Origin of the sequence: Streptomyces rubiginosohelvolus (genome assembly GCF_014649875.1) — a bacterium.
Lineage (GTDB): Bacteria > Actinomycetota > Actinomycetes > Streptomycetales > Streptomycetaceae > Streptomyces > Streptomyces rubiginosohelvolus.
Window position 1 is genome coordinate 32,071 of record NZ_BMTW01000003.1, and the last position, 13,759, is coordinate 45,829.

At 70.6% G+C, this 13,759-nt stretch carries 10 protein-coding genes; 2 read left to right on the forward strand and 8 right to left on the reverse strand.

The features are described 5' to 3' along the window. Nucleotides 1-9 precede the first annotated feature (9 nt). From IE134_RS09950 to IE134_RS09975, 6 genes are all read right to left on the reverse strand, one after another. Nucleotides 10-1,743, reverse strand: a complete 1,734-nt coding sequence (locus IE134_RS09950; RefSeq protein ID WP_189430243.1) for a carbohydrate-binding module family 20 domain-containing protein — start codon at nucleotides 1,741-1,743, stop codon at nucleotides 10-12. A gap of 450 nt (nucleotides 1,744-2,193) precedes the next feature. Further along, nucleotides 2,194-3,249, reverse strand: a complete 1,056-nt coding sequence (locus tag IE134_RS09955) for a LacI family DNA-binding transcriptional regulator (RefSeq protein ID WP_097882751.1) — start codon at nucleotides 3,247-3,249, stop codon at nucleotides 2,194-2,196. Then, nucleotides 3,234-4,910 (reverse strand): glycoside hydrolase family 13 protein, encoded by a 1,677-nt coding sequence (locus IE134_RS09960; protein WP_098894906.1) that lies wholly within the window; start codon nucleotides 4,908-4,910, stop codon nucleotides 3,234-3,236. The genes IE134_RS09955 and IE134_RS09960 overlap by 16 nt, the downstream gene beginning before the upstream one ends. 112 nt (nucleotides 4,911-5,022) lie before the next feature. Then, nucleotides 5,023-5,904 (reverse strand): sugar ABC transporter permease, encoded by an 882-nt coding sequence (locus tag IE134_RS09965; protein WP_030718576.1) that lies wholly within the window; start codon nucleotides 5,902-5,904, stop codon nucleotides 5,023-5,025. After that, on the reverse strand, nucleotides 5,901-6,920 hold the full coding sequence (locus IE134_RS09970) for a carbohydrate ABC transporter permease (RefSeq protein WP_030718573.1): 1,020 nt from the start codon (nucleotides 6,918-6,920) through the stop codon (nucleotides 5,901-5,903). Before IE134_RS09970 ends, IE134_RS09965 begins: the two co-directional genes overlap by 4 nt. Before the next feature lie 19 nt (nucleotides 6,921-6,939). Further along, entirely contained in the window at nucleotides 6,940-8,208 is a 1,269-nt protein-coding gene (locus IE134_RS09975) for an extracellular solute-binding protein (protein WP_030718571.1), read from the reverse strand. A gap of 346 nt (nucleotides 8,209-8,554) precedes the next feature. Here IE134_RS09975 and IE134_RS09980 point away from each other — a divergent pair, with 346 nt between their 5' ends. Both IE134_RS09980 and IE134_RS09985 read left to right on the forward strand, forming a co-directional pair. Beyond that, nucleotides 8,555-9,598: a LacI family DNA-binding transcriptional regulator gene (locus IE134_RS09980; RefSeq protein WP_030718569.1), complete on the forward strand. Its 1,044-nt coding sequence runs from the start codon at nucleotides 8,555-8,557 to the stop codon at nucleotides 9,596-9,598. 76 nt (nucleotides 9,599-9,674) lie between these two features. Next, entirely contained in the window at nucleotides 9,675-10,679 is a 1,005-nt protein-coding gene (locus tag IE134_RS09985) for a phosphatase PAP2 family protein (protein ID WP_030718567.1), read from the forward strand. Here the strand turns inward: IE134_RS09985 and IE134_RS09990 are convergent. Further along, nucleotides 10,648-12,249, reverse strand: coding sequence for an amidohydrolase (locus IE134_RS09990; protein WP_189430244.1), 1,602 nt, complete (start codon nucleotides 12,247-12,249; stop codon nucleotides 10,648-10,650). The genes IE134_RS09985 and IE134_RS09990 overlap by 32 nt on opposite strands. Before the next feature lie 22 nt (nucleotides 12,250-12,271). After that, nucleotides 12,272-13,741, reverse strand: coding sequence for an APC family permease (locus IE134_RS09995; RefSeq protein ID WP_189430246.1), 1,470 nt, complete (start codon nucleotides 13,739-13,741; stop codon nucleotides 12,272-12,274). Nucleotides 13,742-13,759: the final 18 nt, after the last annotated feature.

Here is a 13,759-nt window from a genome sequence, read left to right on the forward strand (position 1 = left end):
GGGTACGGGTCAGCCGCGCCAGACGTCGGCGGTCAGCGTGACCTTCCCGGAGGCCGGGACGGTGGCGGTGCGGTTGGCGCCGCTCTCCCAGGTGACGTTGCCGGCCGCGTCCTTGCGGACGTACTTGTAGGCGAACGTGGTCCCGGCGGGCAGGGCCACGTCGAGCTTCCAGACGGGGTACGTGGCCGGGTCGAGCTTGGGGGCGTTCGCCGGGTTCCAGTTGCCGAGAGCCGCCTGGTCGCCGGTGACGTGGATGTTCTGGCCGGGCTGGGTGGTGGCGTTGACACCGAAGGACGCGCCGGAGGAGCCGTTGCCGGGGCCCGGGTCGGGGTTCGTGCCGCCGCCCCCGGAGCAGGTCCGGGCGTTCGCGTGCAGGGCGACGGCGGTGCCGGCCGGGACGGTGGCGGTGAACTGGCCGGAGCCGTTGACGGTGACGCCCTTGCCGGACTGGACGTCGCAGTAGTCGCCGACGGGCAGCGAGGTCTGGAATGTCCGGTTCAGTGCGGAGCCCTCGTGGTTGATGGCGACGTACGCCTTGGTGCCCCGGCCGAAGGCGATCTGGTCGCCGCCGTTGTCCCACCAGTTGGTGACGGACTGGCCGCGTGCCGCGTTGCGGAAGTCGACCATGGAGGAGATCTCGCGCCAGGCGTGCTGGCACTTCCAGCCGTCGCTGTAGCAGGCGTTGACCTGGCCGCCGCCGGGCGGCCCGGCGTCGTGGTCGCTGAACTCGTAGCCGGAGTGGACGTCCGGGGAGCCGTAGGGGTAGGCCAGCATGAAGACGTTGGCGAGGGTGTAGGCGGAGCCGTTCTTGTAGTTGAGGGTCTCGCCGTTGCGCTCGGTGTCGTGGTTGTCGACGAAGACGCCGGACTTGCCGGACTCCATGAAGCCCCAGCCCTCGCCGAAGTTCTTCAGGTGGGCGAGGTTCTCGTTGAGGAAGACCTGCTTGAGGCTCCGCCCGTAACGGAACTCCTGGACGTCACCGGTGCCGAGGTACTCGGAGGGCGAGACGGCCTCGCCCGCCCCGAAGATCGCCTCCTGCTTCCAGTAGACGTTCGGGTTGGTCAGCCGGGACTTGATGTTGGCCAGGTCGGCGGCCGGCATGTGCTTCGCCGCGTCGATGCGGAAGCCGTCCACGCCGAGCGAGAGCAGGTCGTTGAGGTACCCAGCGATCTTGCCGCGTACGTAGTCCTCGCCGGTGTCCAGGTCGGCGAGGCCGACCAGCTCGCAGTTCTGGACGTTGCCGCGGTCGTTGTAGTTGCTGATCTGCGACCGGCAGTCGTCCATGTCGGCGCCGGAGTAGAGGCCCGGGTAGTCGTACTTGGTGTACGCGGAGCCGCCGGTGCCGGTGCCGTTGCCCGCCGCCATGTGGTTGATGACGGAGTCCGTGACGACCTTCACGCCCGCCGAGTGACACGTGTTGACCATGGCGGAGAAGGCGGCCCGGTCACCGAGCCGGCCGGCGATCTTGTAGCTGACGGGCTGGTAGGAGGTCCACCACTGGCCGCCCTGGATGTGCTCCTGGGGCGGCGAGACCTGGACGTAGCCGTAGCCCGCCGGACCGAGGGTGTCCGTGCAGGCCTTGGCTATGGAGGCGAACTTCCACTCGAACATCACGGCGGTGACGTCCTTGTCGCCCGGAGCGGCGGCCTGCGCGGGGGACGCGGCGCCGAATCCGGTGGGGACGACGAGGGCGGCTGCGCCGGCCACGAGGGCGAGCGCGGCAGACAGTGGTCTGCGTGCCATGTCTTTCCTCCTGCGGGTGGGGGAAACGCGGGTGACGGTGCAGCCTCAGTCGGCAACGCGCCATGCCCTCAAGGCTCCTGAAGGTTCTTGCTGCAAGAATGCAAACCTTGCTGCGGACCAGACCGTACGAGGCCGCCAGGCACCGGTCAACCCTTTGGACACCCTGCGCTCACATCCACGAAACAAGCCATTTTTCTTCGCGGTTTCTCGTTGCAAGGTCTTTCGCAAGAGATTGCGAGCCTGTTACGTTGCCTTCGACTCCGGTCCGGTCGGCCGAGGGTTCCGGGCCCGTCCGCACGGAGGGGTTCCGGACTCCACGCGCCCGGCCGGCCGGGCCGGTCACGACAAGAGAGGCACCCGGAGTCGCTGAAACTCCCCGCCGGCCCTTCCTGGGCCGACTCCTGGTGCCTCTCCTGTACGTGCCCCTCTCGGGCCCCGCCGGACTTCGCCCTACGCGCGTACCGCCGCCGTCGAGCCCCGTACCACCAGCTCCGGCTGGAAGACGTACTCGGTGCGCTGCACCGGGCTCCCGCCGATCTCCTCCAGCAGCGCCCCCACCGCGGCCGCCGCCATCGCCTGCACGGGCTGGCGCACGGTGGTCAGCGGCGGGTCGGTGAACGCGATGAGCTGCGAGTCGTCGAAGCCGACGACCGAGACGTCGCGCGGCACGTCGAGTCCTCTCCCCCGGGCGGCGCGGACCACGCCCAACGCCATCAGGTCGCTGCCGCAGACGATGCCGGTGCAGCCCGCGTCCAGCAGGGCGCCCGCCGCCACCTGGCCGCCCTCGACGCTGAACAGGGTGGAGCAGACGAGCAGTTCGGCCTCGGAGCGGTCCATGCCGAGCACCGAGACGGCCGCCTCCACGAACCCGTCCCGCTTGCGGCGGGAGGGGACGTAGCGCTGCGGTCCGATGGCCAGGCCGATCCGGCGGTGGCCGAGGTCGGCGAGGTGCTGGAGGGCCATCCGTACGGCAGCGTTGTCATCGGGCGAGACGAACGGGGCGCTGATGCGCTCGTTGTAGCCGTTGATCAGGACGAACGGCACGCCGCGCTCGGTGAGCGCGGCATACCGTCCCGGGTCGGCGGAGGTGTCCGCGTGCAGCCCGGACAGGAAGACGATGCCGCCGACGCCGCGCTCGACGAGCTGCTCGACGAGTTCGTCCTCGGTGGCCCCGCCCGGGAGCTGGGTGCAGAGCACGGGGGTGTAGCCGTGCCCGGCCAGCACCTGTTCGACGGACTGCGCGAACGCGGGGAAGATCGGGTTGGTGAGTTCGGGCGTCACCAGGCCGATCAGTCCGGCGCTGCGCTGCCGCAGCCGTACGGGGCGTTCGTAGCCCAGGATGTCGAGCGCCGCGAGCACCCGCTGACGCGTGGAGTCCGCGACGCCCTGCTTCCCGTTCAGGACCCGGCTGACCGTCGCCTCGCTGACCGCCGCCTGTCCGGCGATGTCGGAGAGGCGGGGCGTTGCCGTGGTCCTGGGCGCGGGGAGTGTCACACCGTCCACCACACCGTGGTGTCGGCGGGCACCTCGGCCTCGGCGCCGTCCACGGTGACCGGGGAGCTGGCGAGCAGCACCCGGCCGCGGGCGGCGATCCGGACGGGGGCGCCGGTGGTGTTGACGGTGCAGACGAAGCCGGGGCGGGCGAAGACGAGGACGCCCTCGGGCCCTTCCAGCCATTCGACGTCCGTGCCCGCGCCGAGGCCCGGGTGGTCGCGGCGGGCGGCGATGGCGGCCCGGTACAGCTCCAGGGTGGAGCCCGCCACACCGGTCTGCGCCTCGACGGACAGCTCGCCCCAGCCGGCGGGCTGCGGGAGCCAGCTGCCGCCGTCGCCGAAGCCGTAACTGGTGCCCTCGCGGGTCCAGGGGATCGGGACGCGGCAGCCGTCGCGGAAGCCGTCCTGGCCCTCGGCGCGGAAGAACGACGGGTCCTGGCGGGCCTCGTCGGGCAGGTCGGTGACGTCGGGCAGGCCGAGCTCCTCGCCCTGGTAGACGTAGGCGGAGCCGGGCAGGGCGAGCATCAGCAGGGAGGCGGCGCGGGCGCGGCGCAGGCCCAGTTCGCGGTCGCCGGGGGTGCGGATCTGGGTGCCGAGGCCGGCCGGGTTGGCGTACCGGGTGGCGTGCCGGGTGACGTCGTGGTTGGAGAGCACCCAGGTGGTGGGGGCGCCGACCGGGCGCATGGCGTCGAGCGAGGAGTCGATGACCTTGCGGAGCTCGGCCGCGTCCCAGGCGGTGGACAGGTACTGGAAGTTGAACGCCTGGTGCATCTCGTCGGGGCGCACGTAGTTGGCGGTGCGCTCGACGGTCGGGGTCCACGCCTCGGCGACGGCGATCCTCTCGCCCGGGTACTCGTCGAGGATGGTGCGCCAGCTGCGGTAGATCGCGTGCACACCGTCCTGGTCGAAGAACGGCATGACGTCGTTGCCGAGCAGCTTGAGCTGGTCGTGGGTGCCGAGGTCGGGCAGGCCCTCGGCCTTGACGAGGCCGTGGGCGACGTCGACGCGGAATCCGTCGACGCCCATGTCGAGCCAGAAGCGCAGGATGGAGCGGAACTCGTCGGCGACGGCCGGGTGTTCCCAGTTGAAGTCGGGCTGCTCGGGTGCGAAGAGGTGGAGGTACCAGTCGCCGGGGGTGCCGTCCGGGTCGACCGTACGGGTCCAGGCGGGGCCGCCGAAGATGGACTCCCAGTCGTTGGGCGGGAGTTCGCCGTTCGCACCCTTTCCGGGGCGGAAGTGGTAGCGCTCGCGCAGGGCGGAGCCGGGGCCTTCGGCCAGGGCGCGCTTGAACCACTCGTGCTGGTCGGAGGAGTGGTTGGGGACCAGGTCGACGATGACGCGCAGGCCCAGGCCGTGCGCCTCGCGGATCAGCGCGTCGGCGTCCAGCAGGTTGCCGAACATCGGGTCGATGGCCCGGTAGTCGGAGACGTCATAGCCCGCGTCGGCCTGCGGGGAGGCGTAGAAGGGGGAGAGCCACACCGCGTCGACGCCCAGGTCCCTGAGGTGGGGCAGGCGGGCGGTGACGCCGGGGAGGTCGCCCATGCCGTCGCCGTTGCCGTCGGCGAAGCTCCGCGGATAGACCTGGTAGATCACCGCGTCCTGCCACCAGCCGGTGCGGTGGCCCGGGGCGTCGTCGGACGTGCCGGTGGAGGGGGCAGCGAGGTGCTGGGTCATGTCGTCCCTGGGGTGTCTGGGTGGGGAGCGGCGCCGGTGACCGGGTCGGGGTTTTCCGGCGCCGCCGTGACGGGTGCGGTGATGCGTGCGGGTGCTGGGCGTCCTGGCGGTGTCAGCCCTTGACGGCTCCGGCGGACATGCCGGTGACCAGGTGCTTCTGGGCGAAGAGGAACACCAGGGCGGCCGGGATGGCGATGAGGACGGAGGCCGCGGTCATCGGGCCCCACTGGGCTCCGTACTGGTTGACGAACTTCTGGAGTCCGCCGGCCAGCGTGAGGTTCTCGTCGCCCACCAGGAAGGCGGAGGCGTAGGCGACTTCGCCCCAGGCGGTGATGAAGGAGTAGAACGCGGTGACGGCGAGGCCCGGCTTGGCCAGCGGCAGGATCAGCCGGAAGAAGGTGCCGAACGGGGTGAGGCCGTCGACCTCGCCCGACTCGTCGATCTCGCGCGGGATGGTGTCGAAGAAGCCCTTCATCATCCAGGCGCAGAACGGCACCGAGATGGTGAGGTAGGTGATGACGAGACCGGTCGGCTGGTTGAGCAGCCCCAGGGTCGACATGATGTTGTAGATCGGCACGATGAGGACGGCGACCGGGAACATCTGGGTGATCAGCAGCGTCCACATCAGCCCGCGCTTGCCGGGGAAGCGGAAGCGGCTGACGGCGTATCCGGTGGTGGCGGCGACGAAGACGCCGATCACGGTGGACAGCGCGGAGATGATGACGGAGTTGGCGAACCAGTTGAGGAACTCGGTGTCGCGGATGAGGTTCGTGTAGTTGACGAGCGTCGTCTCGCGGAAGAAGTCCGTGGTGGTCGCGTACTTGGCGGGCTTGAGCGAGGTCAGCAGGACCCACAGCACCGGGAAGACCGCGATCACCGAGGCGACGATCAGGGTGAGGTGCAGGGCCACGGAGGCGAGCGGGGAACGCTCGCCGCGCAGACGGACCTTGCGTACGGCGGCGTGCCGGGCGGGGGTGTCGGTCGCGGTGGTCACCAGTTGTCTCCCTGGGAGCGCAGGACCCGCCGGTAGACGACGGCGAAGACCATCAGGAGGACGAGGATCAGCACGCCCCACGTGGAGGACTGCGCGTAGTCGCGCGGGCTGATCTCGAAGGAGAACTTGTACGCCTGGGTCACCAGGATCTGGGTCGCCTCACCGGGTCCGCCGCGGGTCAGCAGGAAGATCACCGGGAACATGTTGAAGGTCCAGATGGTGGAGAGCAGGATCACCGTGGTGGAGACCGGGCGCAGTCCGGGCAGCGTGATGTGGCGGAAGCGCTGCCAGGCGGTCGCGCCGTCCATCTCGGCCGCCTCGTACTGCTCGGAGGGGATGGACTGGAGTCCGCCGAGGAGGGCGACCATCATGAACGGGATGCCGAGCCAGACATTGACGGCGATGACCGCGAACTTGGCCCAGGTCGGGTCGTTCAGCCACGGGACGGCGTCGATGCCGGCGCCGCCGAGGACCTTGTTGAGCAGGCCGCGCTCCTCGTTGTAGAGGAAGCGCCAGGCGAAGACGGAGACGAAGCCGGGGATGGCCCAGGGCAGGATGAGGGCCATGCGGTAGGCGGAGCGTCCGGCGATACGGCGGTTGAGGATGTTCGCCAGGGCCATGCCGAGGGCGAACGTGATGCTCACGCAGGAGACCGTCCACACCAGTGTCCAGCCGAGCGTGCCGAGGAACTGCGAGCCGGTCAGCGCGTCGACGTAGTTGTCGGCGCCGATGAACTCGTACGTGGCGGGGATCTCGTTGACCCCGATGGAGCGGGCGACGTTGCGCTCGTCGGCGTCGGTCATCGAGAGGTAGATGCCGCGGACCAGCGGATACCCGATGATCACGCCGATCACGACGACGACCGGGGCGACCATGGCCCAGGCGTACCAGTGGACCGACAGGGCGCGCCGGAGGCGGCCGGGGGTCGGCGGTGGGGTGCCAGTACCGCGGCTCCGGCCGCGGGCGGTGTTCTCGCCCGCGGCCTTCACCACCGACTGGCTGGTGTGGACAGCCATCAGTCGGCCAACCTTCCTGTTACTTCCAGCCCTCGAGGAGCTTGCGGTAGGAGTCACCGGTGGCCTTGGCGGCCTTCTCCGGCGTGGTCTGACCGGTGAGGACCTTGGTGTACTCGATACGCAGGGGCTCGAAGAGGCTGCCGCCCTCGGGGATCCAGGGGCGCTCGACGGCGGTCTCGACGACCGGCTTGAAGAAGCCGACGATCTCGCTGTCGACCGCTTCCTTCTTGGCGTACGCGGAGGTGCGGGTGGGCAGCAGGTTCAGCTCGCCGGCGGCGGTGGCCTGGCTGTCGACGGAGGTCATGTACTCGACGAAGGCGTAGGAGGCGTCGAGGTTCTTGGAGCCGGCGTAGACGGCGAGGTTGTGGCCGCCCTGCGGGGCGCCCTGGGCGGCGGAGCCGGCCGGGACCGGGGCGACGCCCAGGTTCCCCTTGTCGGTGAACTCCTTGCCGGTCAGGGTGTCGGCGACGGCCCAGGGGCCGTTGATCATCATGGCGACGTCGCCGTTCTTGAACGCCTGCATCATGTTCTCCCAGCCGTCCGAGGCGTCCGTCTTCGCGGTGCCGTCGTCGACCAGGGCCTTGACCGCCTTGAACGCCTTGACGCCCTCGGGCTTGTCGATGGTGACGCTCTTGGAGCCGGCGTCGACCATGTCGCCGCCCTCGCCGTACAGGAAGGAGAGGAAGTAGTACGGGTCGTCGCCGCGGAGGTAGAGGCCGGTCTTGCCGGTCTTGTCCTTGATCTTCTTGGCGACGGTCTTGAGGTCGGCCAGGTTCGCGGGCGCCTCGACACCGGCCTCCTCGAACATCTTCTTGTTGTAGAAGATGCCCATGGAGTCGATGACCTGCGGGACGGCGTAGGTCTTGTCCTCGTACTTGGTGGACGCGACGGCCTGCTTGAGGAAGTCGTCCTGGTTCTTCAGGGCGGCGGTGCCGTCCAGCGGGGCCAGGTAGCCGAGGTTGGCGAAGTCCGGCGTCCAGGCGACCTCGGAGCGGATCACGTCGGGCGCGCCGTCGCCGGCCTGGGCGGCGTTCTTGAACTTGTTCTGCGCCTCGCCGAAGGGCACGTTGACGTACTTGACGTCGACCTTCGGGTGCTTCTTCTCGAAGCCTTCGGCCAGCTTCTTGAAGACCTTGTCCTCGCTGCCGACGCTGGAGGTGTCCCACCAGGTCACGGTGCCCGAGAGCTCGCCCGAGCTCTTGCTGCCGGTCTCGTCGTCGCTGCCGCAGGCGGTCGCCGCGAGCGCCAGGGCCGCGACCAGGGCGGTGGCCGTTATGCCACGTCGCATCTGAACTCCTTCAACTGCCGTACCGCTCCGTCGCGGCGCCGGGTCGACGTGAACGTAACAAGGATGAAAGACGACCGAAAGACCTTGCGGAAGATTTCTGCAAGCCCTGGTGATCGTTACATTCGCGTGTCCTCAAGGTTGCCGTCAAGCCCCTTGACGACCGCCGCCCGCCCCTGGCAGGGGCGGGCGGGCCTGGCCATATCCGCAGGGCGACGATCCGACAGCGGTCCGCGATCCGGGCCCGCAAGTCCTTGCAAGGCGTTGCCGGAAGTCCGCCCGAAACCCCTTCCCGCACGGCCCCACGCACAGTGGGCAATCCGACACGGGCCCGGTACAGTCGCATCCCATGACCGCACGGCTTGCCGATATCGCAACTCAGGCGGGGGTCAGCGAAGCGACGGTCAGCCGAGTCCTGAACGGCAAGCCCGGAGTAGCGGCGGCCACCCGCGAATCCGTCCTCGCGGCGCTCGACGTCCTCGGCTACGAACGCCCGGTGCGGCTGCGCAGGCGCAGCGCGGGGCTGGTCGGCCTGATCACCCCGGAGCTGGAGAACCCGATCTTCCCGGCGCTGGCCCAGGTCATCGGCCAGGCCCTGACGCGGCAGGGCTACACCCCGGTGCTGGCCACCCAGACCCCCGGCGGCTCCACCGAGGACGAACTCACCGAAATGCTGGTGGACCGGGGCGTCTCGGGCATCATCTTCGTCTCCGGGCTGCACGCGGACACCTCGGCCGATATGCAGCGCTACGAGCAACTGCGCGGCCAGGGCGTCCCCTTCGTTCTGGTGAACGGCTTCTCCGCCAAGGTGCAGGCGCCGTTCATCTCCCCGGACGACCGGGCGGCGATGCGGCTGGCGGTGACGCATCTGGTGGCGCTCGGCCACACCCGGATCGGCCTGGCGGTCGGCCCCAAGCGCTTCGTGCCGGTGCTCCGCAAGATCGAGGGCTTCCACGCGACGATGCGGGAGCAGCTGGGCCTCGCCGAGGAGGAGATCGAGGAGCTGGTCCAGCACTCCCTGTACACGCTGGAGGGCGGCCAGGCCGCCGCCACCGCCCTGATGGAGCGCGGCTGCACGGCGGTCGTGTGCGCGAGCGACATGATGGCGCTCGGGGCGATCCGGGCGGCCCGCCGGGAGTCGAAGGAGGTCCCCCGGGATCTCTCCGTGGTCGGCTACGACGACTCGCCCCTCATAGCCTTCACGGACCCGCCGCTGACGACGATCCGGCAGCCGGTGACGGCGATGGGCCAGGCCGCGGTCCGTACGCTCCTGGAGGAGATCGGCGGAACCCCGGCCCCGCACAGCGAGTTCGTCTTCATGCCCGAGCTGGTGGTACGCGGCTCGACGGCCGCCGGACCCGCAGGCGGGTCGGGGTCGGTTCCTCGTCCTTGAGGCGCAGGACGTGCGACCGGAACCCGACCGGAGGATGATCGTAGGCAGAGGAAGCTCTATGGAAGACTCTCTGCCTATGGGTGAAACACAGGTGACAGCACAGGAAGGCCGGTCGACGGCCGGTTCTTCACCCATCGCGGCCGAGGCGGCCCCCGGGACCGCCGCCGCGTCGTCCACGCCTCCCCCGGCCTCCGGAAAGTCCGGCCGGCTGTCCCGGCTCCGCTCCCTGCGGACGCCCGGCCGCCCCCGGCTCTGGTTCGAGATCCTGCTCATCGCGGTCAGTTACTGGCTGTACTCGCTCGTGCGCAATGCCGTCCCCGAGCAGAAGGCGGCGGCGCTGCGCAACGCGGACTGGATCTGGTCGGCGGAGAAGTCCCTGGGTCTCGCCTTCGAGGAATCGGTCAATCACGCGGTCAATTCCGTGACATGGCTGATCGTGTCGATGAACTACTACTACGCGACGCTGCATTTCGTCGTGACCATCGGCGTCCTCGTCTGGCTGTTCCGCCGCCACCCCGGCCGTTACGCCGCGACCCGGCTCGTCCTCTTCGCGACGACGGCCGTGGCCCTGCTCGGCTACTACCTCTATCCCCTGGCGCCACCCCGCCTGATGAACGGCGCGAACTTCATCGACACCGTGCTCGTGCACGAGACCTGGGGCTCGATGGCCTCGGGCAACTTCAAGAACATGTCGAACCAGTACGCGGCGATGCCGTCGATGCACATCGGCTGGTCGCTCTGGTGCGGGCTCACGATCTTCGCCCTGGCATCGGCGCCGTGGGCCAAGATTCTGGGCCTGCTCTACCCGACGCTCACCCTGGTCGTCATCGTGGCCACCGCCAACCACTTCTGGCTGGACGCGGTGGGCGGCATGGCCTGCCTCGCCTTCGGTTACGCGGTCTCCCGCGTCTGGTACGGCTCGCTGCCGCACCGGCTGCCGAAGTGGGTGCCCGGTGCGGCGAAGACCCGGCTGACCGGGCTGCGCGCGACGCGTCTGCCCCGCCCGGCGTCCGAACCGGAGCCGAAGCCGGGTGCGGAGGCGGAGCCCGCTACCCCCGGTGCGTCACGCGTCCCCCGGTGACCGTGAGCCGCACCGGCGCCTCGCCCAGCTCGTCGGCCGGGGCGTCGACCGGGTCCAGGCCGAAGGCGGTCAGGTCGGCCCGGTAGCCGGGCGCGATCCGCCCCGCCACCTCCTGCTCCCCCGCCGCGACGGCCGCGTGCGAGGTGCAGCCCTCCAGGGCCATCAGCCCGGTGAGCGCCTGTTCCGGGGCGACGGGCTCGGTGTCGTACGCCCCCGGCAGCCGCCGCAGCCGGGCGGTGGCCAGCACCTGCCGTACGTCGTAGTGGGCGATCGGCCAGTCCGAGCCGAGCGCCAGATACGCCCCGGCGTCCCGCAGATCGCGGCAACGCCAGGCGCGCGCGGCCCGCTCGTCGCCGAGCCGCCGGGACCAGGCGTCGGTGTGGTCGGCGCGGGTGTACGCGGTGTGGGTGGGCTGCATGGAGGCGATCACCCCGAGCCGGACGAACCGCTCGGCGATCTCGTGCGGGACGGTCTCGATGTGCTCGACGCGGTGGCACAGCCGCCCGCTCTCCCCCAGCGACTCGACGGTGTCCAGGACGTGCCGTACGGCCGCGTCCCCGATGGCGTGGGTGGCGGTGCGGACGCCGGCACGGTGGAGCTGGGCGACGGCCCGGGTGTACGCGGCCGGGTCGGGCCAGAACGCCTCGGTGCCCTGGCCGTGGCAGTCGGCGTGCTCCAGCCAGGCCGTACCGCCCTCGACGGTGCCGTCCATGAAGAACTTCACCCCGCCGACCCGCCACAGCCGCCCCGCCCTGCTCTGGAGCCGCACCAGCTCCTCCAGCCCCTCCTTGTCGACGCCCGGCATGCACCAGGGGGCGAGCCGGAGCCGTACGGGCAGGTCGGTGTCGTCCTCCACGGCGGCCAGCAGATCCGGTACGGAGCCGTCACCGAGGTCCATCACATGGGCCCCGGTCAGCCCGGTGGCGGCCATGGCGGACAGCAGCCCGACCAGCCCGGCCCGCCGCTCGGCGAGGGAGGGCCGGGGCAGGAACGGGGTGAGGAGGTCCATCGCGGCGTGCTCGATCAGATGCCCGGTGGGCCGCCCGTCGGGGTCGCAGACGACTTCGGAACGCTGGACGAAGGTGCGGGGCCCGGTGATCCCGGCCCGGTGCAGCGCGGCGGCCGAGGCGAGGGCGGAGTGCCCGTCGTAGAGCCTGATGAAGGCGGGCCCGCCGCCGAGTGCCTCGTCGATGAGGGTGTAGTCGACGGGCTGGTCGCCGAAGGCGTTGTGGTCGAGCCCCCACCCGAGGACCCACCCCTCGGTGCGCGGGGCGGCGGCGAGGGCCGCGCGAAGCCGGTCGAGGTCGCGGACGGCGGTGAGGTCGACACCGGTGGCCATCTCCAGGCCCCAGACGGGGTGGCTGTGGGCATCGGTGAGCCCGGGGGTGAGGGTGGCGGCCCCACCGAGATCGAGGTGTTCGGTACCGGCCCCCTTCAGCTCCCGCAGGTCCTCGGCGTCCCCGACCCCGACGATCGTCCCGCCCCGGACGGCGACGGCGGTGGCCTCGGGGCGGGCGGGGTCGAGGGTGCGGACCCGGGCTCCGGTGATCAGGAGGTCGGCTGCGGGCATGGTGGGGCTCCTTGCGTGGTGGTCAACGGGTTACGGAGGTGGCGGAGGCGGGTTTTGGAGTTCCCTCCGGGGCATCGGCCGGCTCGGCGGCGAAGGAGGCGTACACCTCGGGCCGGCGGCGCTTCAGCCGGCGGGCGAGGAGCAGCCCGAGCAGGAAGGTGCCCGGCACGAGCGAGACGAGGACGACGTTCACCCCGGCCGAGGCGCCGGTGAACAGCTCCACGTTGTACGAGACGAGCCCGATGGCCCCGGCCAGCAGCACGGCGGCGACCAGCGGGGCGACGACGGTGCGCAGGACACCTTCGCCGTGCGGGATCTTCCGGAAGAAGAGGAAGACGGCCACGGCGGCGAGGAGCTGGAGGACCATGAGCCCGATCATGCCCGGGGTGTTCACCCAGAGCAGGAGCTGCGCGTACGGGTCGGCCCCGGCGGCGGCGAATCCGATGACGACGACCGCCCCGAGCACGGTCTGCGCGGCCCCGGCGACGTAAGGGGAGCGGTGGCGCGGGTGGACGCGGCCGAGGGCTGCGGGCAGGACGCCTTCCTCGGCCAGCGCGAGCCCGTACCGGTTGATGGCGTTGTGGAAGGCGAGCAGCGAGGCGAGGACGCTGGTGACGATGAGGACGTGCATCAGGTCGGCGGCCCAGGCCCCGACGTACGTGGTGATGGCGGAGAAGAAGAGCCCGCCGGGATCGTCGGCGGCGGCCTGGACGACCTTCTCCTCGCCGAACGCCTGGATGACGGTCCAGACGATGAAGGCGTAGAAGAGCCCGAGGAAGGCGACGGCGATGTAGGTGGCGCGCGGGACGGTCCGCTCCGGATTCCGGGCCTCGCGACGGTAGATGACGGTGGACTCGAACCCGGTGAAGGCCGCGAAAGCGCAGGCGAGAACGGCGGCCATGCCGGGCACGAGGACGTTGCCGGGCGAGAAGGAGCCGAGCGAGAGCCCTGCGGAGGCGCCGCCTTCCAGCAGCACCCCGCCCGCGAGCAGAACGAGAATCCCGGTCTCGGCGACGAGGAGGACACCGAGGACCTTGGCGCCGAAGTCGATGGAGCGGAAGCCGCCGTACCAGATGAGCGCCAGGCCGAGGAGGGAGACGGGCAGCCAGGGCACGTCGACGCCCCACAGGGCCTGGGAGGTGTCGGCGGTGGCGGAGCCGAGGAGCCCGTAGACGCCGATCTCCATGCCGTTGTAGCCGAGCATGGCGATGAGCGCGGCGGCGACGCCGACCGGGATGCCGAACCCGCGCGTGATGTACGCGTAGAAGGCCCCGTCGCTGCGGACGTGCCGGCTCATCGTGGTGAACCCGACGGCGAAGACCGCGAGCGTGATGCCCGCCAGCAGATAGCCGACCGGGGCGCCGATGCCGCCGAGCATCAGGGCGACGGGGGCGACCCCGGCCATGACGGTGAGCGGGGCGGCGGCGGAGATGACGAAGAAGGCGATGTCGGCGGTGCCGAGCGTGCCGCTCCGGAGGGTGGGCGCAGACATGTGCAGGGAGAGCCCTTC

Coding starts and splice junctions, on each gene's coding strand:
- IE134_RS09950 (WP_189430243.1), bottom strand. CDS start 1,743: ATGGCACGCAGACCACTGTCTGCCGCGCTCGCCCTCGTGGCCGGCGCA.
- IE134_RS09960 (WP_098894906.1), bottom strand. CDS start 4,910: ATGACCCAGCACCTCGCTGCCCCCTCCACCGGCACGTCCGACGACGCC.
- IE134_RS09970 (WP_030718573.1), bottom strand. CDS start 6,920: ATGGCTGTCCACACCAGCCAGTCGGTGGTGAAGGCCGCGGGCGAGAAC.
- IE134_RS09975 (WP_030718571.1), bottom strand. CDS start 8,208: ATGCGACGTGGCATAACGGCCACCGCCCTGGTCGCGGCCCTGGCGCTC.
- IE134_RS09980 (WP_030718569.1), top strand. CDS start 8,555: ATGACCGCACGGCTTGCCGATATCGCAACTCAGGCGGGGGTCAGCGAA.
- IE134_RS09985 (WP_030718567.1), top strand. CDS start 9,675: ATGGGTGAAACACAGGTGACAGCACAGGAAGGCCGGTCGACGGCCGGT.
- IE134_RS09990 (WP_189430244.1), bottom strand. CDS start 12,249: ATGCCCGCAGCCGACCTCCTGATCACCGGAGCCCGGGTCCGCACCCTC.
- IE134_RS09995 (WP_189430246.1), bottom strand. CDS start 13,741: ATGTCTGCGCCCACCCTCCGGAGCGGCACGCTCGGCACCGCCGACATC.